Source organism: Chryseobacterium sp. S0630, assembly GCF_024158915.1.
Taxonomy (GTDB): Bacteria; Bacteroidota; Bacteroidia; order Flavobacteriales; family Weeksellaceae; genus Chryseobacterium.
Window position 1 is genome coordinate 12,214 of the sequence record NZ_JAMZGF010000053.1, and the last position, 26,135, is coordinate 38,348.

The following is a 26,135-nucleotide window of genomic DNA, read 5'->3' on the forward strand; positions in this document are numbered from 1 at the left end:
AGTAATGTAAAAATCATCAAATTTTAAAGATTAAAAACCTATGAGATTTGAACCATTCATACTATCGTTTTTCTTTCAACGACCAGCCAAATTTCAGTCCGATAATAAAAATAACCAAAAGCAGTTCCCCGGCAGCCAGTAAAATATCTCCCGGCACACGCATCCATCTCAGAAAATGCATGATGTCCGTCTGCATGAACTCTGCAGAACGTGCATACCAGTAACCTTCTTTTATAGAGGCAACAGACTGCATGATGCCTATTGGAAGAAGACTGATGGTTACCATCACCAGTAATCCGATATTAATCATCCAGAAAGCCCAGCCAATTAATTTATCATTCCACTGTCGGTCAGGATAAAGTCCTCGCAAAACAAACATCATTAATCCGATTCCCAGAATCCCATAAACTCCGAACAACGCCGCATGACCGTGTACAGCAGTGGTATTCAGTCCCTGGATGTAATACAATGCAATAGGAGGGTTGATGGCAAACCCGAAGATGCCTGCACCAAGGAAATTCCAGAAACACATGGCAATGAAGCAGTAGATAGGCCATTTGTAAGCCTGAATCCATTGGGTTGATTTACTCAGTTGATAATTTTGGTAAGCTTCATAACCTATCAGAACAAGCGGGACTATTTCAAGGGCACTGAAAGTTGCTCCTAAAGCAAGTACAGCGGTAGGCGTAGCACTGAAATACAAATGATGGAATGTCCCCAGAATTCCTCCGCCAAGAAAAATAATGGTAGAAAATAAAACGGCACTGGTGGCAGATTTCAGCCTTAATAATCCCAGTCTTGTAAATAAAAAGGCAGCCACTACCGTTGCAAAAACTTCAAAAAATCCTTCTACCCAAAGATGAACAACCCACCATCTCCAATATTCGGCAATCGCCATATGAGTTTGTCTTCCATACATTAATCCTGCTCCATAAAATAATGCAATGGCTACGGATGAAAGGGTAAATAGGGTCAGCAAATGACGGTCTCCATCTTTACGTTTCAAAGCAGGAAGTAATGCTCGGACCATTAATACCAACCAGAGAATAAGCCCGATGAGCAGTAAGATCTGCCACACTCTTCCCAGTTCTACATATTCATATCCCTGATGTCCCCAAAGGAAATTATCCACCAGTCCAAGTTTTTGCATCACACCAAGCCATTGTCCGGTTAAAGATCCCAGCACAACAATCAATAAGGCTCCGAATAATATATTCACTCCCAGTTTCTGATATTTAGGTTCATATCCTGAAACCGCGGGAGCGATATAAAGGCCTGTTGCCAGCCATGAGGTAGCAATCCAGAATATCGCGAGCTGTACATGCCAGCTTCTGGAAACCGACTGTGGTAAAAACTGGTCCAAAGGAATCCCATAAAACCCGCTTCCTTCCACACCATAATGGGCTGTAACTACACCGGCAAGCATTTGAACAAGGATTAGCAGAGCAACGACCCAAATGTATTTCAAAGTGGCTTTCATAGAAGGGGTAGGTTTCATATTTCGAAGTGGATCTTCCAGCGGCAGAGCTTCACTGATTTCTTCTTCTTTGTTTCTGGCATGATAAAATACCAAAAGGCCTACTGAACCTAATAAAAGTAATATACTGAACCCTGACCATAAATGCAGTGAAGGCGGAGGAACATTTCCTACCAATTCATCATGCGGCCAGTTATTGGTGTACGTCACATCATCTCCCGGTCTTTCCGTGATACATACCCATGTGCTCCATGCAAAGAAAGCATTCATTTTAGCCATTCTGTCAGGGTCCTTGATGGTATTTTCGGGGATGGCGTACTGATCACGGAGTTTAGCCATGGAGGTATCATTCATGAATAATTTTGAATAATACTGTGAAAGCTGTTTCTGTACTTCTGCCCGTTCAGGAGAGAATACAATTTCATTTTTGCTTTCATCAAAGGTATTGGTACGAAGTTCCTTTTTCAGCAATACCTGATATTTAGCCTGTTCTTCATCCGGAAGTTCTTTGTAAACTTTATGATCCTTTTTCGCCAGCTCATCAAGCAGCAGAACAGATTCTCTGTGAAGGTAATCTGCCGTCCAGTCCGGAGCAATATAAGCACCATGTCCCCAGATACTTCCTACCGTTTGTCCTCCAATAGACTGCCACACGTTCTGCCCGTCTTTGATATCCTGTTCGGTAGCGATCACAGTTCCATCTGTGCTTACTACTTTCTCAGGAATTGGGGGGATTTTTCTGTAAATTTCAGTTCCATAGAAAATAAGAACAGCAAACGAAGCAACCATTACTACAGCAAGCCATATCCAAAGTTTTTTAGGTGTCATTCTGTATTAGTTTTTAAGATTCAACAGCAAATTCTTTCTCCAGTCGGATCGCTTTGGGAAAAAGGATGTTATTTTCAAGGTGGATATGTTTATGTAAATCATTTTCAAAATCCTGAAGCATGGCAAAAGCTACTTTGTAGGTGTTGCAGGCATCTGCAGGTGGTAGATATTCATCTGTGATTTCCGCAATTCTTCTGAAGCGTTCACCTTCCACTGTATGTTCATGCATCATCATGCTGACAGGGTTTTCAACGGTTCCAAAAGCAGGTTGGAGCAGGGCTTCACCGGATATTCTTGCTTTAATCATATTTCTTACAAATGGAAACAGAATCAATTCTTCTTTTTTCATATGAGCGGCCAGATCTTGTGCTGATTCATTGAAGATCGTATTGATTTCGAATAATTCCGGATGTCTGCCTCCATGAACTTTACATAATTTGTCAAGAAAAGCTTGTAAAATGGGAGTTTTTTCTTCTACATAACGATGGTGGGTTTTCTCAATATAATCTGCCAGGAGATCCAGAGGCCAGCTGTTAAAGTCAATTGAAGTGCCTTCATTTTTTGGCAGGGCTTCCAGTTCTTCATAAATTTTTTCCGGAGCCAGTTTTTTATTGCTGCAGGCTTCTTCAATTGTTCTTCCGCCTTTACAGCAGAAATCAATGCCATGTCTTTTAAAAATTGCGGCTGTTCTGAAATCTTCAGCCACCATATTTCCTATAAAGTCTGTTCTTGTATTCATAATATAATACTTTTTTATCTTTTATTATTTTAAATTTTTTTTTAATCTATTTCTTAAGAGAAAGGATGTATTTTACCATCAGTTTGGCGTTATCTTTACTTAATCCTGCATGAGGTGTCATAGGAATTTCTCCCCAGTTGCCTTTACCTCCGTCAATAATTTTCTGTGCAAGCATATCAACATCTGCTTCTTTGTATTTTGCTGCCACTTCCTGATAGGCGGGGCCAACAAGTTTTGAATCAATTTTATGACATGATAAACAGTCTGTTCCTTCTACAAGGGATTTTCCTTCTGCGATTTCTGCATCAGCTCCCGAAAGAGGAGCGGCTGCCGGGGCTGCTTCCTGAGGTTTAGGCTCTTCCAGCATTACATTGGTTTCCGGTGCCTGAGGAATAGGATCTGTATCTTTTTTATCTGAACATGAAGTTACAGCGAGTGAAAACAGCGCAGCTGTTAGAAGTAATTTTTTCATAATCTTATCCATTTAAAGTTGTATTTGTTTTTTTATTTCGTGTACAATAGCTTCGTAATCGCTATCGAGACCTTCTTTTTGAAAAGCCAGCGTTCCCTTTTTTGAATACACTGTAATGATATTGGAGTGGGAGAATTCTATAGGAGATATCTGTTTATATTTTACAGCCATAATATTAGCCAGTTCCCGGGTATCTTCTTCATTACCCCGGATGAAAGTCCATTCTTTTTCATCAAATCTGTTCACGTACAGATATCTCTTCATTACTTTTGGAGTATCATTTTCCGGATCAATGGAGATCAGTACATACTGAATGTCTTCAGGGTTTGTTTTTCCTACTTTCTGGGCAATTGTTCTCATTTCAGCGGTCAGTTTTGGACAGGCCGTTTTGCAGGAAGTGAAAATCATTGCGGTTACCAGTACTTTTCCTTTCAGATCTGAGAATGTAATGTTTTTACCATCCTGTTTTTCCCAGTTTGTCTGTACATTATAGATAGAATCAGGGCTTATTTCTTCATTTTTCTTGCCGCATGATATCATGATCAGGGCCAGTACTATCAGGGTTATATTTTTCATAAAGGTCAATTTTTGTTTTTAGCACATCTGAATCCGAGATTATTAAGGCAGTAATTTGCTTTTATACTTCCTCTTAATGCGTACCGGATAAAGGCAGCGTAGTTTCTTAAATCAGAAGAGGTTACTGCTGCTCCGGCACAGAAAAGGTTGTCATTCACCGTATTGTCTTTCCTGGATTCTCCACTCATCATTACTGAATTAAAGTCATAAGTCCATTCCCAAACCATTCCATACATATTGTAAATTCCATAATAATTGGGTGGCTCTTGTTTTATCGGTTGTTTGTTTTTATCCTTTTTTTGGTAGGCTTTCAGAATATAGTCAGTAAAAGCGGGATCTTTAGAGGCATTTGGCGTTTTTTGATCTGCTAATGCAGCATATTCCCATTCGTCAATAGCAGGAAGCCTTTTTCCAGTACTTTTTGCATAGGCCTCAGCTGCAAACCATGAAATATTAGTGACTGGAGCATCCGGACTCATTCCTTCCGGAATTTCATAATCGCTTTTCCAGTGTTTCAGATAATTGCTGTCTGCATAAAGTCTTAATATTTTACTTCTTGTCCATTGAGGATTTGCTTTAAGAAACTCAAGATATTCATTGTTTGTAACAGGGCTGTCATCCAGATCAAAAGTCTGTACTTTTACAATCCTTCCTGAATCTTTTCCAATGAATGCCTTATATGTTCCTCCCGGGATTTCAATCATTTTTTTCTGACTGACAATCAGGTTTAAACGCTTTTGTACATGGATTTCACTCTCAGGATTTTTCACCTTTTCAGAACAGGATATCATTCCTGAACATATAATCCAACCTAAAATAATTGCAAAAGCTCTCATTGTTTCTTTTTTGAAATCCTAATGAACCTTAATTCATTACTGATTCTTTTTATAGACTGCCGGATTTTCCGGTCCGGTTACTTTAATCTTACCTAAAGCACCTTTGTTGAATGCTCTGAAGATGGCATGATCTACAATCACATATTCTCCGGGAACCGTTGCTTTAAATTCTACGATAGACGCTCCTCCGGGAGGAATTACCGTTGTCTGTACATTATCATTTATTTTGCTGCCTCCTTCAATATATACTTTGTCAAAAATTTCACCGATAATGTGGAAGGATGAGGTCAGGTTTGGACCTCCATTCCCTACAAAGAACCTTACTGTTTCCCCTGTTTTTACCTGAAGTTCTTTATCCCCTAAAAGCGAAGCTGTATTTCCATTGAAGACTACATATTCGGGATGTTCGGCGATCGCTTTGTCCATGTCAAACTCCTGCAGTCCTTTATCCCCGAATTTTCCTTTAGTATAAAAATCTCCCTGCATGATGTAGAATTCTTTGTCTACTTTTGGAAGGCCACCTTCAGGTTCTATAAGGATGAGGCCATACATACCGTTGGCAATGTGCATTCCTACTGGTGCTGTGGCACAATGATAAACATACAGTCCGGGATTTAATGCTTTAAAATTAAATACTGCTTCCTTACCGGGAGCCACAAAAGTAGCTTCAGCACCACCACCAGGACCATTCACGGCATGAAGGTCAATATTATGGGGAAAGGTATTATTTTCATGGTTTTTAAGATGAAGTTCAATATCATCTCCAACTCGCGCGCGGATAAAACTTCCAGGAACAGTTCCGTTGAAAGTCCAGAAATTATATTCTGTTCCGTCTGCGAGTTCACCTGTTTTTTCTATTGTTTCCAGTTTTACAATAATTTTTTTAGCGGCACGGTTTCCTACAGGAGCCGGAACATTGGGGGGAGCCGGCATTTTTAACTCTTCACTTGTTCCGTCCGTTTTGATGTTTTCGGTATTGGTGATATTGGATGTATCTCCTGAAGGGCTCTGTTTGCAGGCATTAAGAGCCATTACCGTCAATAAAGCCGAGGTAAATAATATGGTCTTTTTCATAATGGGAGAATTAATGATTTGAATCTTTCTGCTGATCGATAGGGTGCAGAATTTTTTCAGTATTTGTTTTTTGTTTGGTAAATTGTAAAGCTATGATGATACACAGAAAGAGTGCTTTAGCAGATTCTGCATAGATAAAATAGTTATGCATTTCTGAAGGCGGGACCGGCTTTCCTGCGGACAACAGCTGAGCCCTTGTATCAAGAACAGGAAGCATCCAGAACTTTTCCAGCAGCAAAATAATTACTACAAGGAGAACCATCAGAAAATCGGTTTTCTTGTAATTTTTCCGACTGATACACATTACCGCAATAATTAAAATCAGAAAAACACATTGTATTTTGGTAGATATTCCGAACATCATCATTCCCAGTTCAAGCGCTACAGGAAGAGTCATCCCGCTGACCTGAAACTTCATAGGTGTTTCCAGAAAACTAATGGTGATAAAAACACCTGTCATCAGACAAAGCATCATTAACACAAGGGGATTTTTAACATGCAGTTTCATTGTCTTATTATTGAGATATAAACACCTTTTTGTCTTTTATTAAATTGATTTTAAAAATCAATAAAGCAGCAGGGGTTTTAAATGGTTATGATTATATGATATTTAAACTCGGGAACGTTAATACATTAATTCTGAATTGCAGATAATCAACGGAATTGATCAGGTGAGTACTTTCTTCTTTTTTCTTATACAAATATAGAATCTATTTCTATTTAAAAAGGGTATTTTATCTGTTATTTATTCTGACTTTTGTCACCTTGTTTTTTCACTTTCAAAAATTATTCTTTTCTGGCAATAATAGTAACTGCGCACATGTTTTTTTCATGTTTTTTGAATATTCTTTTCATTTGGAAAACTCTCTTTCTGATAGAAGGATTGAGTAATATATTTTTTGCAATCTTAACAGCTCCGGAAACACCTTCATCATCTATAATTCTTTCAGGTTCTAAGAGATGCATGGGAGCCGTTTCAACTTTCAGAACAGTAAAGCCTTCTTTTTTTAATAAATCTGTCCATTCAGAAACAGTGAGTGGCCGGGCATTGACTTTAATGGCTAATGCAAGTTCTTTCTGAATATGCAGTTTAACATTATTATCCAGATCATCCGGTCTCAAAGCCAATTCATGAATTGCATAATACCCCTGAGGTTTCAAAATTCTGTAAGCTTCCCGGATAATTTCTGCTTTTCTGTGATCTGCATGCATACTCAGCATTGCTTCTCCATATACTTTACTGACTGATTGTTCAGGTAAAAAACTCTGTGCCGCATTTCCCAATCGGAAGAGGGCAGAGGTCTGTTTAAATGCTCTGTTCAGATCATTTACAGCATTTTGCTCAGCATCAATTCCTATATATGAGTGAGGCTTTTTTTCCAGTGTCATATGTGCTGTATAACCGAGACCGGGAGCAAATTCCACTACATCATCAGCAGGTGTTATATCCAGCATTGCCAACATTTTTTTGGTAAGAGAAAGACCACCTGGCCGCAAAACTTTTTTGCCGATTTTAGCCAATAACCAGTGCCCCGACATTTTTTCAATATTTTCTGTATTCATAATGTTGTTTTTAATTGATATATAAATACCTTTTTGTCTTTTATTTTTTTAAATTTTTTTTACCCTTTTAAATAGGTCAGTTTTAAATCCAGATTATCAACAAAGGTTTGGATTTTTGAAGTTTCAAGCATGATACGAAGATCCTGTCTAATGCTTTTAAACTGCTCATGAAGCGGGCACGGATGTGTTTCCGAACACTGATCAAGCCCAAGTCCGCAACCGGTAAAAAGCTTATCACCGTCAATTTCTCTTACGATATCAGCAATGGACGTATTCAGATTTTTCTGATCCATATAAAAACCTCCATTGGGGCCTTTGGCGGATTGTACAAATCCTTTTCTGCTCAACTCCTGCAAAATTTTTGCAATAAAATGCTCTGGTGAATGGATGCTTTTTGAAATATCCTTAATTCCGACCCTGCTGTCATTTTTAGACTGCTGGGCAATATAGATCAAGGCTCTTAAAGCGTATTCACAGGTTTTTGAAAACATTTTACTGAGTTTTATGAGACAAATATAGAAAGATATTTTTAATAAAAGATAAATTAGTCTTTTATTTTTTTCTAAATCTGATGAAGATCATCTTTAAGGGATTATCCCATCATATTTTGGGTAGCTTTATTACTCTTTCTAAGATCTGACGGTCTCGATTGGGTAAATTCATGAAAGGTATCACTAAAGGCGCTTATCGAGCTATAGCCCACATCATCGGCAATTTCATTGATAGGTTTGTCTGTATTTAAAAGTAATTCAATGGCTTTGATGATTCTTAGTGTTTTTAAATACTGAAGGAAAGAAATATCCATATCCGCCTTGAAAAGTCGTGACAGAGAACGCTCACTCAAACCAAACCTGCTGCTGACATTGGACAGAGTCAACTTTTCCCCAATATTCCATTCCAGATAGGATACAATTTTCATCATCTGTTTATTATGGGTGGCAGGAAGAATAATGGGTAATGGCTGTTGGTGAGTTTTTGGAAGGATTTTTTTTAGAGCAACTAAAAATTCGAAATTTTCATCCTTAGCAGTAACGTGTTTTTCATCCCAGATTTCCGAATATTTGATCATCTGGATCAGAAGTTCTGAGGCCGGATAGATTCCCAGTCTGCTGTAGAAAGGATCTGAAGCATCATCATGAGCATAGAAATAAAGAGAACGCAGAACTGTCGCTGTATGTCCGATCTCTAAAATATGTTCCATTCCCTGCGGAATCCAAAAGAAATGTCTTGCCGGAACCACATAGGTTCTGTTATCAATCGTAATATAGGCAATGCCACCTTCCACATAACTCAGCTGTCCTTTTGTGTGTTTGTGAAAAGGAATCAGCTTTTCTGATTTTTCGTGCATAACAAATACACTTTTATCGTCTTTATCAATGTCCGGAAGTGCAGCAATTAATCCCATAAAAAAATTTAGAATACCAATGAAAATACAAATATAATCATTTGGCCGGAATCATGTAAAAGTTGACTATTTTAGATAAATAAAATTTCAGGATTGCCAATAAATTTGCAGTGCAATAATTCAAAAATTCAAATGAAAATTTATGTCGCCGGATTGCTGATGCTTGGAATTTCCTCCACTATATCAGCTCAGACCGGCAGTCCAACAAAGGATACCATACGACTCTCCCTAAAAGACGCATGGCAAAAAGCGGAAGAAAACAGCCGTCATATCAGAATCAATACCATCAATGTAGACATTGCCGAAGCTGAAGTAAAAGATGCCAAAAGAGAGCGTCTTCCGGAAATAGAAGTTAAAGGTTCTGCAGAAAAAGCTTCCAATATTCCCATCTATGAAAACGGAATTTTTTCCAAACCAACACAGCATGAAGTGATTCATACGCTGTACAGAGCCGGAGCAGATTTTTACCTTAACATTTATAACGGAAATAAGCTGAATCTTAAGATTAAGGAAAATCAGACCCTTCAGAAAATTAAGGATATTCAGAAAGAACAGTCGGTTTCAGACATACATTATAAAACTGCAGCTCTTTATCTTGAATTACAGAAAACATTAATCTTCAGAGATCTTATCAAACAGGATATCACTGATCAGAAGACACAGCTTAAAGAGATACAGACTCTTTATAAAAATGGAGTGGTATTGAAAAGTGATGTTTTAAGGATTGAACTGGAACTTTCCAAAAGAAAAATGGCTCTGGTGACTATAGAAAATGATATCCTCATTGCAATGCAGAAACTGAATATTATTCTTGGAATTCCGGATGAGCAGATTGTTATCCCTGAAGCACCGTTTAATCAGTGGAATGAGAGTACAACTTATACTGAGTATCTCAAACTGGCACTGGATCATTCTTTTGATTATCATGTTTCTGAACAGCAGACAGCACTGAGTATGATCAAACTGAAACAGGTAAAAGCCAATGTAAGACCTAAAATAGGGATGTATGGTGAATTTTATTATGCCAATCCGCAGATTTTCCTTTATCCCTATAATCCTTATTGGTATTCATTGGGAATCGTTGGAATTAAAGCGTCGTTTTCTATCTCTTCCCTTTACCATAACACCCATAAAGTAAAGGCTGCCCAGCTGGAGTTTGAAAAAGAAGAGGAAGTGCACAAGGATACGGAAGATAAAGTAAGACAACAGGTGAAAGAAGCTTATCTGCGTTACCAGGAAGCTTTAGAACAGATAAAAGTGGCAGAAGCCAATGTGGCTCAGGCAAAGGAAAATGCACGTATTATCAAAAATACTTACTTCAGCCAGACTTCTCTTATCACTGAGCTTTTGGATGCAGATATACAGCTGCTTCAGACAAAATTCGAGCTTGAAGCCGCCAAAATTATGGCACAAAATAATTATTATTTACTACAAAACATTACAGGCGTTTTATAATACAATGAAAAAAAAATATACTCCCACCGATAGAATGATCACGAAGATCACAGGATGGATTTCAGTTGTAATCGTTGCCGCACTTGCTGTCTGGGGCGGTTTTACCTTAAAAAATTATTATGCATATGAGCAGACCAATGATGCACAGGTTCAGGAATATGTCAATCCTATTATTTCAAGAGCCGGAGGATTCATTGTAGCCGTAAAGTTTGAAGAGAATCAGGAAGTTAAAAAAGGAGATACTCTTTTGATTATTGATAATCGAGAATATATTCTTCAGGAAAAACAGACTCAGGCTGCCATTCAGAAAGCCCGTGCCCAATTGAGAGTATTGGAAAGTACGACAGGAACTACAGAAAAGGAAGCTGCAGCAGCAATGGCTCAGGTAGATGCCAGTAAAGCAAAGGTCTGGAAACAACAGCTTGATTATAACCGATATAAAAAGTTGTATGATGAAGAATCTGCGACCAAACAACGTCTTGAGGATGTGAAAGCAACCCTGGATGTCAATGAAAGCGATTATCAGTCTTCACAGGATAATTATGCCGCTTCGGTATCCAAGATCAATGATATACGGGCAGAAAAAACAGTTGTTTTAGCAGAAATTGCAAGACTGGAAGCATTGCTGGACCGTCATAAGCTGGATGTAAGTTATACCGCAGTGACCGCAGCATATGACGGAAGGATGGGAAGAAGAACCGTTGAGGTTGGGCAGATGATTGATGCCGGAGAAACGCTGGCTTTTATTGTCAATAATGAAACCGATAAATGGGTGGTAGCCAATTATAAAGAAACTCAGATCAAGGATATGCATATCGGAGATCATGTGAAAATTGTGGCGGATTCTTATCCGGACAAAGAATTCCAGGGAACGATTATTTCCCTTTCTCCTGCAACAGGTTCAAGTTTTTCACTGCTTCCACCAGATAACTCTACAGGGAATTACGTGAAAATTGTACAGCGTATTCCTGTAAGAATCAGAGTGGATGGACAAAGAAGTCAGATTGATGTTCTGAAAGTAGGAATGAATGTGAATGTTTACGCCAATAAAAAGCATTCCAATGGCTAAAAGACAAATGCCCTATTTCAAAAAATGGGCTCCGGAATGGTTGGTGAAAATTATTCTTTTTTCAATGACACTTCCGGGAATCATTATCTTTTTTCTGCCATTGTCTAATCTGAATGCCGCCGCCGGATATTATGGATGTGAACCAGCGGATATCCAGTTTTCAGTAGCATTATTTTATGCAGGTTATGTAGGATTTTATAGCCTGGAAAGACGATTTTTCAGTTTCCTGGCTGCAAAAGAATATTTTCTTCTGTTCACCACATTGCAGATTCTGGCTTGTCTGATATGCTATTTCACCCGTGAAGTCTATATTTTATTTCCGGTTCGTTTTGTGCAGGGAATGTTATTTGCCGGAAATGTAAACCTTTCACTGACTCTTATTTTTACAAGATTAAGCAGTGAAAGAGGGAGGGAGATCAGTTTTTCTGTATTTTTTGGAATCTTAATTTGTGCTTTGCCATTCAATAATCTGATTACTGCAGATCTCATCGATTCCTATAATTTTAATATCGTTTATAAAACTGCCATATTCTCTTATCTTCCGGGGCTTGTTTTCCTGACTTTAGCTATGAGTAATTACAGAACCGATGCAAGGTTTCACCTGTATAAACTGGACTGGCAGAGTTTTGGACTTTTCAGTACGATATTGGTTTTGGTAGGATATATAACCATTTTTGGTCAGGAATATTATTGGCTGGAAGATAGCCGGATTTTAGGAAGTGTCATCGGAATTATTGTTTTAGCAGGAATCTCCATATTCCGTCAGCAGGCTATTAAAAGACCTTATATTGATCTGCAGGTTTTCAGATACAGAAACTTTAAAGTAGGTTTACTAATACTTTTCGTGATGTATATCTGTAGGTTTGCCTCAGGAATTGTCAATACCTATTTTGCCTCAGAACTGCATTTAGATCCATTCCATATATCCTATATTAATATTTTCAATCTTGCAGGATTGGTTATTGGGGTCATTATTGCCTGTTGTATGGTTTTGCAAAAGAAAAATATACGGTATATCTGGGGACCAGGTTTTTTGATGCTATTGATCTTTCATGGGCTAATGTATTATTCTTTTGATGTTCAGGCTGATGAGTTTAATTATTACATTCCGTTATTCCTTCAGGGATTAGGGGTAGGATTGATAATGGTTCCAACAATTATTTATATTATTTCTTCCGTTCCTGCTGTTATTGGACCTTCCGCTGCTGCAACAGCATTAGCTATACGATATCTCGGATTTTGTATCAGCATTGCTCTGATCAATTTTTTTGAACTCTTTGAAAAAAGTCGTCATTACAATGCTTTTCAGGATCATTTAAGTGCTGTAGATCCGGAAGTTAAAAATTTTCTTCATCAGCAGACGGCTAAGCTTGTTGCAAGAGGAATGTCTGAAGATAAGGCTGTAAAAGCTGCCAATAAGTTATTGGTAGGAAGAATGAATGTTCAGGATCATGTCCGTTTTGCAATGGATTATTATGAAATGATGGTTTGGCTTCTTGCTGCCTCACTGTTATTGATTTTTCTCTTCCCTTATCTCAACCGTACAGCTCTTTATCTGAAATCACGCAGACTGTCTCCTGCATAAGTGAGACAATCATAATTTAAAAGTATAGCTTGTTAGCTAATTTTATAGTAGAGTGCTGAGGCTGTCTGATAAGGCGGCCTCTTTTATTCTGTTAGAAAATGGATGAACACTTATGGCCGGAATTGTATGTTTTTTGTCATTGCAGACAAGATCCTTTCTCTCTACATTTGTACTCATACAGAACGAGATATGAAGAAAGAAGGACAACATACAGGAATGAAAAATATAGTACTTCTGGCTTTACCACAGGTACAGCTGCTTGATATTGCCGGACCATGGGACGTTTTTACAGCAGCCAACCGTTTTCTGAACATTGATAAAATGGATAGCGGCTATCATGTGTACCTCGTTTCCGGAACTTCAGAGAAGGTTATCTATTCCAGTTCAGGAATGCCATTATCATGTAGTCATACCATTTATGATATTGATTTCGCTGTAGATACTTTGCTTGTAGCAGGGACAACGTTGAGTGTACTGGAGGAAATCAGCCATGATCTCTATCATTATCTTCAGAATATAAAATCAGACGTAAGACGGCTGGGATCTGTCTGTGTAGGCGCATTTGTTCTTGCCAAAGCAGGGCTGTTGGATGGCAAGCAGGTAACCACCCACTGGAAATTTGCAGACACACTTCAAAAGTGTTATCCAAAGCTGGAAGTGAATGTCAATCCTTTTTTTATTTGTGATAAACCTATCTATACTTCGGGAGGTGTTTCTTCCGGGATGGATCTTGCACTGGCACTTTTAGAAGAAGATTTTGGAAAGCCTCTGGCAACAGAAGTTGCCCGTCATCTTGTTCTGCCTTTAAAAAGATCCGGAATGCAGTCTCAGTTTGGAGATGCGCTGCCGGAATATGAAATAATGTCTCCTTTTACAAAAGAAGTTCGTGACCTGTTGAAAGATAAGCTAAATGAAGCTATAACAGTAGAGTATATTGCTGAGTCACTGAATATGAGTCCCCGTAATTTTTCCAGAGTATTTCTAAAAGAATCAGGATTGACTCCCGGCCGGTTTCTTGAAAAAATGAGACTGGATCAGGCTAAAAATATGCTGGAATATACTGAGATGAGCATTGATATGATTGCCGTTAAATGTGGATTTAGCAATGCCGTTTCGCTTCGCCGGGTATTCCTTAAAAATATTTCCCTTTCTCCGGCTCAATATCGGAAAGCGTTTAAAACTACAGAATAATTTTTTTCTGTTCTGATTTAAAATGAAACTGACCATTCTCAATGATCAGTAGGGAAAAACTATGTCTTTACAAAAAAAAATAATCATCTTAAAAATAAAAGAATTATGAAACAAGACACTAAAACAATGAATGTCGCATTTTTAATTTATGATCAGGTAGAAGCTCTTGATTTAAATGGTCCTTTGGATGTTTTCGTTAAGGCGAATGTTGTACATCCCAACTCTTATCACTGCTTTACAGTCGGAAAAACAAAAGAACCCGTGTATATGGAAGCCAATACGATGGCTGCTATTCCTACTTACGATATTCATACCTGTCCTAAGCCGGATATGATTGTGGTTCCCGGAGCAAATCCTGAACACATTATGAAATATATCCAGGATATGGATTTTCAGGAAACAGTTCTGAAATGGATCAGTAATAATTATAATGAAGGAGCTATTGTGTTTACAGTATGTACAGGAAGTATGCTGCTTTCCGGAACAGGTATCCTTGAAAACCATGATATTACCACCCATAGTATGTTGTTAGATACTTTAGAACAGTATAATCCGGAGGCAAATGTGATCAGGAATATTCGTTATGTGGATCAGGGGCAGTTGATAACTACAGCTGGAATTACAGCTGGAATTGACGCTGCTCTTTATCTGATTGGAAAACATCTGGGTAAGGAGACAATGGATAATATTATCGAGATTTTTGAATATCAGAATAAGAAATCCGAAAGGTGAGTTTAGCAGTAAAATAGAAGGATTTTAAAATTTTTGTCAAGAGTAAAGATTGGCGAAAATTTTATTTTTAATTAATGGGGTACAGATTCTGTAATTTTTATTGAAAAAAAATGTAAACGTAATTGATTTATAAACAAGTGTTTGACTTTTTTGATGGTTTTTTTATCATAAAAAAGCATAGAAAAATTTGGATTTAAAGAGGGTTTTTCTATCTTTGCAGTCCCTTAAACAAAGGGATTTACTTAAAAAAGTAAGTGGCCGACTCGGTAGCTCAGCTGGTAGAGCAATACACTTTTAATGTATGGGTCCTGGGTTCGAATCCCAGCCGGGTCACAACAAACGGACGAACTATTTTATAAAATGGTTTGTCCTTTTTTATTTATCGCCAACTTGTTGTTTATCAGGAGTATATATTCCAGAGTAGAATTGAGTTTAGGTGTTCGAAATCCATTTAAACTTACTGGATGATCAAATTATCAGCTGATTTCAAATTCATTGAATGTGGATTTTGTTTCTAACCCTGATTTATTAGCTGAACCTGAATGGGCATTAATTTCTGCGTGTTGGTTTTGGATGCAGAATAATATTAACAAGTATGCTGATGAGGATGATATCCATATGGTAACCGAACAGATTATGGGTAGCTTAAGCAATTTAGAAGATAAGAAATACCTTTTAAAAGTGTACAAAAAAATATTAGAAATTTAACTGCTTATAGTACATCAATATTGATCAACTTTTTCTGTAATAACATAACAAAAACAATCTAATTATTTCTATAAACCTAATGAGAGAAACAGTACTTAGTCTCGGTATTCAATGAGACGGTTTGGTCTTTCTGGAAAACTTAAATAGAGAGTAATTTTTTTTTTCATTTTGTGGGGAAACTCTTTCTAATTATTCCCCTGTTTTTCTTTACATAAAGTCTGCAACGGACTTTTGACATTATTTGCGTTGGCGGAACAACTTCAGTTGTTCCGCTTTTTTATCCATAGAAATAAGTAAATACATTAAATAGCTTTAACAAAAAAACCTTCAATTTTATGAAATAAACTTCCATGAAAATTGAAGGAATGCATTAAAAAAAAATCACCTCGAAATAGTTGTTTTTATATCATCTTTAATATTGCTGCAACAGGTATTTTAAAATATCCGTAGTGGTTACAATACCTTTCAGGTCACCATTTTCCACTATAGGAACAGAATGAAAACTGTGCTCAGACAAGATCTCCACTACCTCTTTAATAGTAGTCTCCGGATCTACAATAACGGGAGCTTTGGTCATCACCTGAGGAATACTGAATACATCATATACTACTGCGGATACCGGAACATCTTCAGCTTCATCCAGATCTTCTACATCAGCATAGCTGATCTTTAATAAATCGGAATAGCTTAACACGCCTAATAACTTTTGATTCTCCACCACAGGGATATGCCTGATCTTATTTTTTTTAAACAGAATTTCAGCTTCATGCAGGGATTGTGTAGGATTAACGGTTATCAGTTCTTTGGTCATAATCTGGGAAACAGGGACTCTTTGTTTCATAACATTTTGTTTTAATTATTCTGAGAAATTTTCATGAAAAAACAACAATCTATGGGCTTTTTCTTATCTCAAAGTTAGCGAAGAAATGTCTCTGGAATGGTATGTAAGTTCCTGATTTTTATCAACTTTTCTGTTTTCTGAAATTATCCAAAAGATGCTAAAAGTCAGTGTTTTATTTTTGTGAAATTTTCACAAATGTTCTAACTTTAATAGACAATTTGTAAAAACATAATATGATGGAAATTATTGACTTTCAAAACTTCAATGAAAGGAAAGAACTGCTCGGTTTTTTACATTCAAACAAAGCCGGAAATGTAATGTATAATGATGTTTTAGAAAAATATCTTTATGAGGAAGAACTTCGCCTGCTTCAGGCTGAACTGGTGAATCTTCAAAACTGGATCAAAGAAACCGGAAAAAAAGTAGCTATTATTTTTGAAGGGCGTGATGCTTCCGGAAAAGGAGGAACCATAAAGCGTTTTGCTGAACATCTTAACCCAAGAGCTATGCGTCTGGTGGCCCTTAATAAGCCTACGGATATAGAAAGGGAACAATGGTATTTCCGCCGCTATGTGAAAGAACTCCCCAATGCCGGCGAAATGGTTTTCTTTGACCGAAGCTGGTACAACCGTGCGGTGGTGGAACCTGTAATGGGCTTTTGTTCTCCCGAGCAGTACGAATCTTTTATGGTACAGGTTCCTGAGTTTGAGCATATGCTATATGAAGCAGGAACTACCATTATAAAATTTTGGTTTTCTGTAAGCAAAGACCAGCAGCTTTACAGGTTCAACAGAAGACTTAAAAACCCGCTTAAAATGTGGAAATACAGCCCTGTAGATCAGAAAGGACAGGAGTTATGGGACAGTTTCACCTATTACAAAGATCAGATGCTCAGCAGGACGCACAATGCATTCTCTCCTTGGATTATTGTAAGATCGGATAATAAGCAGAAAGCAAGGTTGGAGGCTATCCGCTATGTACTCTCACAATTCAATTATACGGGAAAAGATAAAGCTACAATAAGTATCAATCCAGATCCTAACGTAATACAGCGTTACTTCAGAATGATCAAACAAATAGATCTTTAATAACATCAAATGATAAAAATATGGAAATTTCAAAAGAACAACATAAAATACTGAATACCAAAAAAGGACTGTACGCCCTTCTTCAGAACTCAACTTTAGATCCCAATAAAGCAGAAAGCTTTTTGAAATATGAACAGCGCGTTGCCAAGCTTCAGGAAGAACTTATCAAAATGCAGAACTGGGTGGCAGAGCATAAAAAGAGGGTGATTATTATTTTTGAAGGACGCGATGCCGCAGGTAAGGGAGGTGCCATACGGAGAATTACAGAAAATCTGAACCCCCGCCAGCACAGAATTGTAGCACTGCCTAAACCTGATGAAACAGAACAGGGACAATGGTATTTCCAACGCTACATCAATCAGCTGCCCAAAGCTGGTGAAATTGTTTTTTTCGACAGAAGTTGGTACAACCGTGCTGTGGTAGAGCCCGTGAATAACTTCTGTACAGAGAACGAATATGAAATGTTTATGGCACAGGTAAACGAATTCGAGAAAATGATCATTCATTCAGAGATTTACCTGTTGAAACTATATTTTTCCATTTCCAAAGAAGAGCAGGAAAAACGCTTTAATGAGATCATCAACAACCCGCTAAAAAAATGGAAGTACAGCAGTGTAGACCAAAAAGCTCTTGAGCTTTGGGATAAATATACTCTTTACAAAGAAAGAATGTTTAAGGATACCTGTACAGAATTTGCACCATGGAAAATTTTTAAAGCTAATAAAAAGTCAAAAGCAAGAATAGAATCTTTAGAATATATTTTGGGAAATATCCCATATCAAATTAAGGATGAAAAAATTCTGAAGCATCTAGAACTAGAATAAGGATTGTATATTTTTCCTTTCTTCTCTAAGATAATTAGATATTATATCTGATTATCTATCAAACTAGATAAGTTATAAAATTTTAGTTATTTAAATTACTTTTGGACTATTAATTTCAGAAGTTATCATCTGGCTATGTAGGTGTGATGGAAAACTAATTATATGTATTTATAATTATCTGAGAACATATGAGGAGCTCTATTTTCTCATTACAGGTGGTGGATTCATCATAAACCTGCTAATGGGAAAGAGTGTAAAATAATATAATCATCCCTCTGAGTATTTCTTTAGAAAATGAAAAAAAATCCAAAAGAGAATTAGAAAAATAAAATTTTATTTAGGATATATTCCGGTCTAAAAAATAATTGATTAACTACAGGAAACCAAATCTATTAAGGTAACTGAATTTGCCGTTTTAACTAAAAAATATATCTCATATGAATAAGAAAAAAGTAATTTCTTAAAGTTTTATAAGTATTCAACATTGTAGGCAATTTGTAGACGAAGGACATATTGCCACAACCGTAAAGTTAATATGACAACATTCCGATGATTGATATTCATATAAACCACCAGATTTTTATCTCCTCGGGAAATCAGTTTCTTGAGATTAATGAGCAGTTTGAAGCGGGAAGTATTATCCATGTTTCCGGAGATTCGGGAATTGGAAAAACTACTTTTTTTAAAATTGTATCAGGATTAATTACTCCGGATTCCGGACTCATTACAGTAAATAATACAGTTTTAACGGATACAAAAGGCAAAACCTTTCTGTCACCTCAAAAACGTGATATTGCATTGATGTTTCAGAACTATGCTTTGTTTCCCAACATGACTGTAAAGAAAAATATTGAATTTGCACAGAAAAAGAAGAATGAAGAGATCATTAATCATCTTTTGAAAATATTTAATCTGGAAAATCTGAAAAATACAGTTTCTTCCAGGCTTTCCGGTGGTCAGCAGCAAAGAGTTGCGCTAGCAGGAACATTGGCTCAGAATGCCAGGGTTGCCCTCTTAGACGAACCTTTTTCTGCTGTTGATCCTTCAATGAGGAAGATAATGAAAGAAGAGATCGTGAAAACTTCTATCAACCAGGGATCAACCTTTTTTGTGATCAGTCATAACGAAAATGAGTTTGAAGATTATGCTCATAAAAAACTGGTTATCAGATGATTTTTTAAACCAATGAGCTTAACCGGGATATTCCATCATTTTCATTACACTTCCGAGATCTTTTAAATCTTTAATTTTATACTCGAAAATTATTTTAACCTTTTCTTTCACTGCAACAGCCATATCATGAATAGGACAGGGATTTTCGCTGCTGCAGATTTTAAGTCCTAAAAGACATGAAGTTAGAACTCCTTCTCTTTCAAGGCTTTCGTATATATCCTGAATGGTTAGTTTTTCAAACTGCTCATCATTAAGATAAAATCCTCCTCCTTTTCCTCTTCCGGAAGAAATCAGTTGTTTCTTGGTAAGCTGCTGAAGAATTTTTGAGGTGAAATGAGTAGGCGTACCAATTTGCTCAGAGATATCAATTATTCCTGTTTTTTTTCTCTCGGAGGCCAGCACAATACAGGCTTTGATGGCGTATTGGCATGTATATGAAAATATCAGCATTATTTTATCTAATTATTAAAACTAAGAATAATATCTAAAATACAAAAATACAAAATCATACCTGAAATAAAGTAACTGTAAAGTAAAGTGAGTTTTAAGGTATTCTACTCATTATAAGCTTTTTTTTATGTGATTCTATCAGATTTACATTTCATAATCTCTTTTTTTCTAATGAATGTGAAATATTATTGTTAAAGATAATGATTATGATTTTTGACAGGAATCAAAAAATAATTTTAAATAAGATGTTTTTATCTTATTTAAAAAGTAATTTTGAAATTCAAAATATAGATGATGATTGAAAACTCTCTAGCCACGGCACATAAAGTCCTTTTCCTGAATACTCTGGCATTCATAGTCTGCTTTGCCTGTTGGACAATGAATGGGGTATTGGTAACTTATCTGGTTGATAATGGTATTTTTAACTGGTCAGTAGTTGAAACAGGCTGGCTTCTGGGAATTCCCATTCTTACAGGTTCTATCATGAGGCTGCCTTTAGGAATTCTAACGGATAAGTATGGAGGGAAACCTGTATTTGCATCCTTGCTGTTACTTTGCAGTATTCCTTTGTTCTTACTTTATTTTGCGAATTCGTACTGGATTTATTTTTTATTAAGTGCTTTATTCGGAATGATAGGAACCGGATTTGCCGTAGGAATTGCTTTTACCTCTGTATGGTATCCAAAAGAATGGCAGGGAAGAGCGCTGGGTATTTTCGGAATGGGAAATGCCGGTGCTGCATTAACTACATTTTTTGCACCCGCTTTACTGAATTATCTGTCTGCAACTGATCCGGAAAACGGCTGGAGAATGCTTCCAGTTATTTACGGAATTATACTCATCCTGATCGGGTTGATTTTTTTATTCTTCGTTAAAAATAAAAAAGCTGAAGTACAGGATAAAACAATGTCAGAGCTTCTGGCTCCACTTTCCAAGCTTAGAGTATGGAGATTCGGACTCTATTATTTTCTTGTTTTCGGATTGTTTGTAGCATTTTCTCAATGGCTTCTTCCTTATTATGTAAGTGTTTATAAAACATCATTGATTCTTGGAGGGATTTTAAGCTCAGCTTTTAGCTTACCAAGTGGAGTCATAAGAGCTTTTGGTGGTTATTTGTCTGATAAATTCGGAGCAAGAAAAGTAATGAATTGGGTTCTTTATTCTTCTCTTATTCTGAGCGGTTTTCTTATGCTTCCTAAGATGGATATATTGACACCGGGCAAGGGGATCACCGCAAAGAAAACTGGAGTAATTGCTGAGGTTTCAACCCATAAAATTGTATTAGGAGATGAGGTTCTGAATATAAAATCCAAACCTGAAATTCCTGAACATACGTCCATACTTCCCGAGTCCTTTTCATGGCAGGAAGTGCTGGTAAAGCAAAATCAGCAAGTATCTAAAAAACAACTGCTGGCTCAGGGGCATACACTGATCAAATTCGAAGCACATATCTGGATATTTTCTGTTTTGGTTATTCTGCTGGGAATCATGTGGGGGATTGGTAAAGCAGCAGTTTATAAATACATCCCGGAATATTTCCCAAATGAAATAGGTGTTGTTGGCGGTATGGTAGGACTTATAGGAGGACTGGGAGGTTTTATCGGCCCTATTCTTTTTGGGTATCTCCTTGATTTTTCGGGATTGTGGACCAGCTCATGGATCTTTGTATTCATCATTTCAGCAGTCTCTCTTTTATGGATGAATCATGTTATTAAAAATATGACCTACCGGGAGGCTCCCCATATCAAAGATAAAATTGAACACTAATCATAAAACAAAAATTTCTAACTTAATAATAATACAAATGAATAACTCAGAATGGTTATCCAACTATGATCCTTCAGACGAAGGGTTCTGGAACTCTACAGGAAAAAAAATTGCCTGGAAAACTCTTACAATTACTACTACTGCCTTACTTTTTTCTTTTGCTACATGGTTTTTATACAGTGTCATTGTCATCAAACTGCCACAGATCGGTTACCAATTTTCAGATGACCAGCTTTTCTGGCTTGCAGCAATGCCTGGCCTTGCTGGTGGTATATTAAGGATTGTAAATACCTTTCTCATTCCTATTTATGGTACCAAAAAAGTAATTTCCATAACTACTTTTATTAAAATCATACCTCTGCTCATGCTTGGGTTTGCAGTAATGGACCCAAATACCTCTTTCCAGTATTTCATGGTTATTGGTTTTTTAATGGGAATTGGTGGTGGAGATTTTTCATCTTATATGCCTTCAACTTCGTTATTCTTCCCCAAAAAAGAAGCAGGAACTGCATTGGGAATTCAGGCTGGAATTGGAAATTTCGGAGTGAGTCTTGTGCAGTTGCTTTCTCCTCTCATTATGAGTTTGACAATATTCTCGTTCCTTGGAGGAGGTGAAACGATTATTGCTACAGGAAAGAAAATTTATCTTGAGAATATTGCATTTATTTATGTTGTTCCTTTATTTATTACAGGTATCTGGGCTTGGTTTTCTTTAAAAAGTATTCCGGTGATGGCTACTTTCAGAGAACAGCTGGATATTTTCAAGGATAAACATACCCTGTATTGTACAATGACCTACATTATGACTTTTGGAATCTTTGCAGGTTTATCTGCCTCTTTTCCATTAATGATTAAAAACCTGTATGTCCCTTTAGATAAAGACTTAGATCCATTACAATATGCATTTTACGGACCACTTATCGGGTCTGCTACCAGAATTATTTTTGGAAAAGTGGCCGATAAAATAGGCGGTGCATTTCTTACACAACTTACAGGATTATGCTTAATTCTCCTTTTTCTGACTTTGATTTTTGGCGGATATCTGACCCCTACCAGCAAAAATGATTTTAAGGCATTTTTAGCAATTATTCTTTGTATATTCTTTTTTACAGGAATTGGGAATGCCGCTACATTTAAGCAATATCCTGTGATTTTCTCAAATTCTCCCAGAAAAGCGGCAGGTGTGATCGGATGGACAGCCGCTGTGGCTGCCTTTGGTCCGTTTGTTTTTAACGTACTGATCAGCCAATCCCGAGCTATTTCCGGTGATGCACGCCTGTTTTTCTGGTTTCTCATTGTAGGCTGTGTCATGGCCACTTTTGTGAATTGGTATTTCTATACAAGAAAAGGCTGTGAAAGGCCTTGCTAGACCTGTAGATAAATAAAAAAACGCAATTTAAATTGTTTAAAGATGTTAAAAAAAATAATAGTGGCTGGAGTTTTAGTTCTGGCTTTCAGCCATGCGAATGCACAAATCGATAGTTTAAAATTAAATTTTGATCTGAGAAGTAGAGGAGAATTGGATAATGGTGTAAAAACATTAATCCCAAAAGGAAAATCTGCTGAAACTACGGTTCTCTCACGAGCCCGTTTCGGAATTGATTATTATTACAAAAAACTGGAAGTCTATATCAGCGCACAGGATGTAAGAACATGGGGCGAAACAACTAGTACTGCAGGTAAAAACCAAAATTTCATTCTCAATGAGGCCTGGGCAAAATATCAGTTTTCAGACAGGTTTGCAATGAAACTCGGAAGACAGATTCTTTCTTATGATAACGAACGTTTAGTGGGAGCGCTTGATTGGGCAATGCAGGGAAGAAGTTTCGATGCGTTGAAAGGAATTTACAGGATCAACCCAAACTCAAAGATAGAGGCTGTTGTAACTTATAATAATGACGATAATGATGCTAATGATATCCCTGAAAAAGAAATCTACAGCATTGCTGAGAGTGGCGAAATCACAAAATCTCTTCAAATCATCCATTATCAATATACAGGAAAAGATAAATTTCAATTTTCAGCCATTGCAATGAATAATGTGCTTCAGAACCCTTCCGGTACACCTTATGATATGCTGACGTTGGGAGTAAATGCAAAAAAATATTTCGAAAATATAGGATTTTTCGGTTCCGCATATTACCAGACCGGGAAAAATACGCAGTCCCAAAGTAAATCTGCTTACCAGTTTTCTGTCAATTCTGATTTTATAATTCACCCAAAGTTTAATATCGTTGCAGGAACAGAATGGCTTTCCGGGAAAAATTATGATACTGAAGCCGGTAAGAATAAATCTTTCAGCCCTTTGTACGGGACCAACCATTTGTATAATGGGTTTATGGATTATTTCTATCTGGGAAACAGTCATTTCAACAGCTTTGGACTGAATGATTATTATTTAAAATCAAATTTTAAAATCAGTTCCAATTCTCAGTTGCAAACCAATTTCCATGTCTTTACTTCAAACGGAAAATTGGGTTTTAATAACGTAGGAAAAAAATATTCATCTTATTTAGGAAGCGAATTAGATATGGTTTTTACCCATACATTTGGAAAAGTGATCACTGCAAATCTTGGTCATTCATTTATGTTCGCAGGGGAAAGCATGAAGTTTATTAAAAATGTTCCGGATCCCAAAAACTTACAAACCTGGACTTGGCTAGGCATTAAAATCACACCTAATTTTAAATTAAAATAAAAATTAGCGTGCTGAGATTGATTCTATTCTAAAGCTCTTTTAGGGTAAATTAACTAATTGAAACAGCCCTTGCAAAACTTTTTGATTTTGATAGCTGGAAGAATAATTTTTGTTACCTAATATCGTACAAGCTAAAGAAAAAGAGGATTTTCTACGAAGTTTGATCTGGTAAAAATGATTCAAACCTTTATTAAACGACAGGAAGGCTTTTGGCAGTGGCGGGAAATTTCTGTAAAAGACAATCTCTGGGAAGAAAAAATAAGCTGGCAAGTTTTTAAATAAATGGTGCAAAGGTGGCAGCTTTAGGAATATTGGGGTTCATCTTTTGAATTGTAAAAAAAGGTTGTCGGATATGTGGAGTGTTCAACTCGACGGAAGCCAAACCCGTTGCAGAATGAGCGGAGAATCAGCAGGGTATCAAAGCGGAAAATCTGATAAGATTTGAGACGCTGGATATCACTTGGAAGAACCTCCACTTTTTGGCGTTTTTATCAAGACTAATACAAAAATTAAAAGTTTAAACAACGTCAATGCCTTTAAGTTAGAAAAACACAATTAATTACTCAAATTATTATCAAATATTTTGAAAAAATAAAATTTTAAACAAAATGATGAAAAAAAAACTTCCATTATTAATCATTGTACTTCTTTTATTTTCTTCATGTAAACAAATAGATAAGAATGAAAGCACTGCAATGCCAAAAGTACAGACCGTATCAAATGTAATGACAAAAGAAACTCAGGAAAAACTAACTCCTGATGAAATTTTGAAAGAACTTGTTGAAGGCAATAAAAGGTTTCAAAGGGGTAATATAACGTTAAGAAACTTTAATGAACAAGCCCGTAAATGTGCAATAAAACAGTATCCAAAAGCAGTAATATTAAGCTGTTTGGATAGTCGAGTGCCTGTAGAGGTCATCTTTGACCAAGGATTAGGAGACGTTTTTGTAGGTAGGGTGGCTGGTAATTTTGTAAATGAAGACCTTCTGGGAAGCATGGAATTTGCATGCCACATAGCAGGTTCTAAACTTATACTAGTAATAGGACATCAACATTGTGGCGCTATCAAAGGAGCCATAGATAATGTAGAATTTGGTAATATAACAGCAATGCTTTCCAAAATAAAACCGGCAGTGCAGATGAGCCAAAATTTTACAGGAAAAAAATCTTCGAAAAATGAAGAATTTGTAAAGTATGTTTCGAAAAACAATGTATCTTACACATTGAACCAAATAAGAAAGAACAGTTCAATATTAAGAGAAATGGAAAATAGAAAGGAAATTAAAATTGTAGGTGCATATTATAATTTGGTAAATGGAACATTAGAGTTTGTAAAATAAAATCATTTATTATATTGATTTAAATAAATCAGTGGTGCATTTAAGTGTGCTATAACAATAGATTCGCTACAAATTAAGAGAGGGTTTTCTTAGCCATAGAAGATACTGACTAGTCCTAAATAATCGTTACAGATTAATAAGATAAAAATACTAATATTTATGATATAGGTAGTATCTCACTAACTGTGTAAGTTAAAAAGTTATTCTGGAAAATTTTGAGCCCTTATAGCTCAAAAAATTTTAC

At 36.6% G+C, this 26,135-nt stretch carries 25 protein-coding genes and 1 tRNA gene; 14 read left to right on the forward strand and 12 right to left on the reverse strand.

All coding sequences use genetic code 11. The features are described 5' to 3' along the window. Positions 1 to 61: 61 nt before the first annotated feature. The 10 genes from NK356_RS18835 to NK356_RS18880 all read right to left on the reverse strand — a co-directional run bounded on the left by NK356_RS18835 (position 62) and on the right by NK356_RS18880 (position 8,970). Positions 62 to 2,305 carry a nitric-oxide reductase large subunit gene (locus tag NK356_RS18835; protein ID WP_253317721.1) on the reverse strand — a complete coding sequence of 748 codons (2,244 nt, stop codon included), beginning with the start codon at positions 2,303 to 2,305 and terminating at the stop codon, positions 62 to 64. 13 nt (positions 2,306 to 2,318) lie between these two features. Next, positions 2,319 to 3,044, reverse strand: a complete 726-nt coding sequence (gene ric / locus NK356_RS18840) for an iron-sulfur cluster repair di-iron protein (RefSeq protein WP_253317722.1) — start codon at positions 3,042 to 3,044, stop codon at positions 2,319 to 2,321. 46 nt (positions 3,045 to 3,090) lie between these two features. Next, entirely contained in the window at positions 3,091 to 3,516 is a 426-nt protein-coding gene (locus tag NK356_RS18845; RefSeq protein ID WP_253317723.1) for a c-type cytochrome, read from the reverse strand. Between the two features lie 12 nt (positions 3,517 to 3,528). Then, positions 3,529 to 4,092 (reverse strand): SCO family protein, encoded by a 564-nt coding sequence (locus tag NK356_RS18850; protein WP_253317724.1) that lies wholly within the window; start codon positions 4,090 to 4,092, stop codon positions 3,529 to 3,531. A 5-nt stretch (positions 4,093 to 4,097) separates the two neighbouring features. After that, positions 4,098 to 4,928, reverse strand: a complete 831-nt coding sequence (locus NK356_RS18855; RefSeq protein ID WP_253317725.1) for a formylglycine-generating enzyme family protein — start codon at positions 4,926 to 4,928, stop codon at positions 4,098 to 4,100. Between the two features lie 36 nt (positions 4,929 to 4,964). After that, positions 4,965 to 6,002, reverse strand: coding sequence for a copper-containing nitrite reductase (nirK, locus tag NK356_RS18860; RefSeq protein ID WP_253317726.1), 1,038 nt, complete (start codon positions 6,000 to 6,002; stop codon positions 4,965 to 4,967). A 10-nt stretch (positions 6,003 to 6,012) separates the two neighbouring features. Beyond that, positions 6,013 to 6,510 carry a hypothetical protein gene (locus NK356_RS18865; RefSeq protein WP_253317727.1) on the reverse strand — a complete coding sequence of 166 codons (498 nt, stop codon included), beginning with the start codon at positions 6,508 to 6,510 and terminating at the stop codon, positions 6,013 to 6,015. A gap of 278 nt (positions 6,511 to 6,788) precedes the next feature. Further along, entirely contained in the window at positions 6,789 to 7,565 is a 777-nt protein-coding gene (locus NK356_RS18870; protein WP_253317728.1) for a methyltransferase domain-containing protein, read from the reverse strand. A gap of 59 nt (positions 7,566 to 7,624) precedes the next feature. Beyond that, positions 7,625 to 8,056 carry an Rrf2 family transcriptional regulator gene (locus tag NK356_RS18875; protein ID WP_253317729.1) on the reverse strand — a complete coding sequence of 144 codons (432 nt, stop codon included), beginning with the start codon at positions 8,054 to 8,056 and terminating at the stop codon, positions 7,625 to 7,627. A gap of 101 nt (positions 8,057 to 8,157) precedes the next feature. Next, entirely contained in the window at positions 8,158 to 8,970 is an 813-nt protein-coding gene (locus NK356_RS18880; RefSeq protein WP_253317730.1) for an AraC family transcriptional regulator, read from the reverse strand. Between the two features lie 132 nt (positions 8,971 to 9,102). Here NK356_RS18880 and NK356_RS18885 point away from each other — a divergent pair, with 132 nt between their 5' ends. From NK356_RS18885 to NK356_RS18915, 7 genes are all read left to right on the forward strand, one after another. Further along, positions 9,103 to 10,425: a TolC family protein gene (locus tag NK356_RS18885; protein WP_253317731.1), complete on the forward strand. Its 1,323-nt coding sequence runs from the start codon at positions 9,103 to 9,105 to the stop codon at positions 10,423 to 10,425. 4 nt (positions 10,426 to 10,429) lie between these two features. Next, the gene (locus tag NK356_RS18890) at positions 10,430 to 11,494 is read left to right on the forward strand and encodes an HlyD family secretion protein (protein ID WP_253317732.1); all 1,065 of its coding nucleotides are present in this window, start codon (positions 10,430 to 10,432) and stop codon (positions 11,492 to 11,494) included. Further along, entirely contained in the window at positions 11,487 to 13,079 is a 1,593-nt protein-coding gene (locus tag NK356_RS18895; RefSeq protein ID WP_034698763.1) for a beta-carotene 15,15'-monooxygenase, read from the forward strand. Before NK356_RS18890 ends, NK356_RS18895 begins: the two co-directional genes overlap by 8 nt. Before the next feature lie 189 nt (positions 13,080 to 13,268). Next, positions 13,269 to 14,270 carry a GlxA family transcriptional regulator gene (locus NK356_RS18900; protein ID WP_034698761.1) on the forward strand — a complete coding sequence of 334 codons (1,002 nt, stop codon included), beginning with the start codon at positions 13,269 to 13,271 and terminating at the stop codon, positions 14,268 to 14,270. Positions 14,271 to 14,375: 105 nt separating this feature from the next. Beyond that, entirely contained in the window at positions 14,376 to 15,002 is a 627-nt protein-coding gene (locus NK356_RS18905) for a DJ-1/PfpI family protein (protein ID WP_253317733.1), read from the forward strand. A gap of 260 nt (positions 15,003 to 15,262) precedes the next feature. After that, positions 15,263 to 15,335 (forward strand) — tRNA-Lys (locus NK356_RS18910). Between the two features lie 168 nt (positions 15,336 to 15,503). Beyond that, positions 15,504 to 15,710 (forward strand): hypothetical protein, encoded by a 207-nt coding sequence (locus NK356_RS18915; protein ID WP_253317734.1) that lies wholly within the window; start codon positions 15,504 to 15,506, stop codon positions 15,708 to 15,710. A gap of 412 nt (positions 15,711 to 16,122) precedes the next feature. Here the strand turns inward: NK356_RS18915 and NK356_RS18920 are convergent, their stop codons facing one another. Then, positions 16,123 to 16,551: a CBS domain-containing protein gene (locus tag NK356_RS18920; RefSeq protein WP_253317735.1), complete on the reverse strand. Its 429-nt coding sequence runs from the start codon at positions 16,549 to 16,551 to the stop codon at positions 16,123 to 16,125. Between the two features lie 233 nt (positions 16,552 to 16,784). On the opposite strand from NK356_RS18920, the gene ppk2 (NK356_RS18925) reads away from it, so the two are divergent. From ppk2 (NK356_RS18925) to NK356_RS18935, 3 genes are all read left to right on the forward strand, one after another. Then, the gene (gene ppk2, locus NK356_RS18925) at positions 16,785 to 17,639 is read left to right on the forward strand and encodes a polyphosphate kinase 2 (RefSeq protein ID WP_034698756.1); all 855 of its coding nucleotides are present in this window, start codon (positions 16,785 to 16,787) and stop codon (positions 17,637 to 17,639) included. A gap of 20 nt (positions 17,640 to 17,659) precedes the next feature. Further along, positions 17,660 to 18,463 carry a polyphosphate kinase 2 gene (gene ppk2 / locus NK356_RS18930; RefSeq protein ID WP_034698754.1) on the forward strand — a complete coding sequence of 268 codons (804 nt, stop codon included), beginning with the start codon at positions 17,660 to 17,662 and terminating at the stop codon, positions 18,461 to 18,463. A gap of 549 nt (positions 18,464 to 19,012) precedes the next feature. Continuing rightward, on the forward strand, positions 19,013 to 19,636 hold the full coding sequence (locus NK356_RS18935; protein ID WP_253317736.1) for an ATP-binding cassette domain-containing protein: 624 nt from the start codon (positions 19,013 to 19,015) through the stop codon (positions 19,634 to 19,636). An 18-nt stretch (positions 19,637 to 19,654) separates the two neighbouring features. On the opposite strand, the gene NK356_RS18940 is transcribed toward NK356_RS18935, so the two are convergent. Next, positions 19,655 to 20,086 (reverse strand): Rrf2 family transcriptional regulator, encoded by a 432-nt coding sequence (locus NK356_RS18940; protein WP_253317737.1) that lies wholly within the window; start codon positions 20,084 to 20,086, stop codon positions 19,655 to 19,657. Positions 20,087 to 20,377: 291 nt separating this feature from the next. Between NK356_RS18940 and NK356_RS18945 the strand changes: the two genes are divergently transcribed. The 4 genes from NK356_RS18945 to NK356_RS18960 all read left to right on the forward strand — a co-directional run bounded on the left by NK356_RS18945 (position 20,378) and on the right by NK356_RS18960 (position 25,891). Next, complete coding sequence (locus NK356_RS18945) at positions 20,378 to 21,853, forward strand: nitrate/nitrite transporter (protein WP_253317738.1); 1,476 nt, start codon at positions 20,378 to 20,380, stop codon at positions 21,851 to 21,853. A gap of 37 nt (positions 21,854 to 21,890) precedes the next feature. Then, complete coding sequence (locus tag NK356_RS18950; protein ID WP_253317739.1) at positions 21,891 to 23,222, forward strand: MFS transporter; 1,332 nt, start codon at positions 21,891 to 21,893, stop codon at positions 23,220 to 23,222. A gap of 42 nt (positions 23,223 to 23,264) precedes the next feature. Next, positions 23,265 to 24,551: an alginate export family protein gene (locus tag NK356_RS18955; RefSeq protein WP_253317740.1), complete on the forward strand. Its 1,287-nt coding sequence runs from the start codon at positions 23,265 to 23,267 to the stop codon at positions 24,549 to 24,551. A 608-nt stretch (positions 24,552 to 25,159) separates the two neighbouring features. Then, the gene (locus NK356_RS18960; RefSeq protein ID WP_253317741.1) at positions 25,160 to 25,891 is read left to right on the forward strand and encodes a carbonic anhydrase family protein; all 732 of its coding nucleotides are present in this window, start codon (positions 25,160 to 25,162) and stop codon (positions 25,889 to 25,891) included. The last annotated feature ends 244 nt before the right edge of the window (positions 25,892 to 26,135 follow it).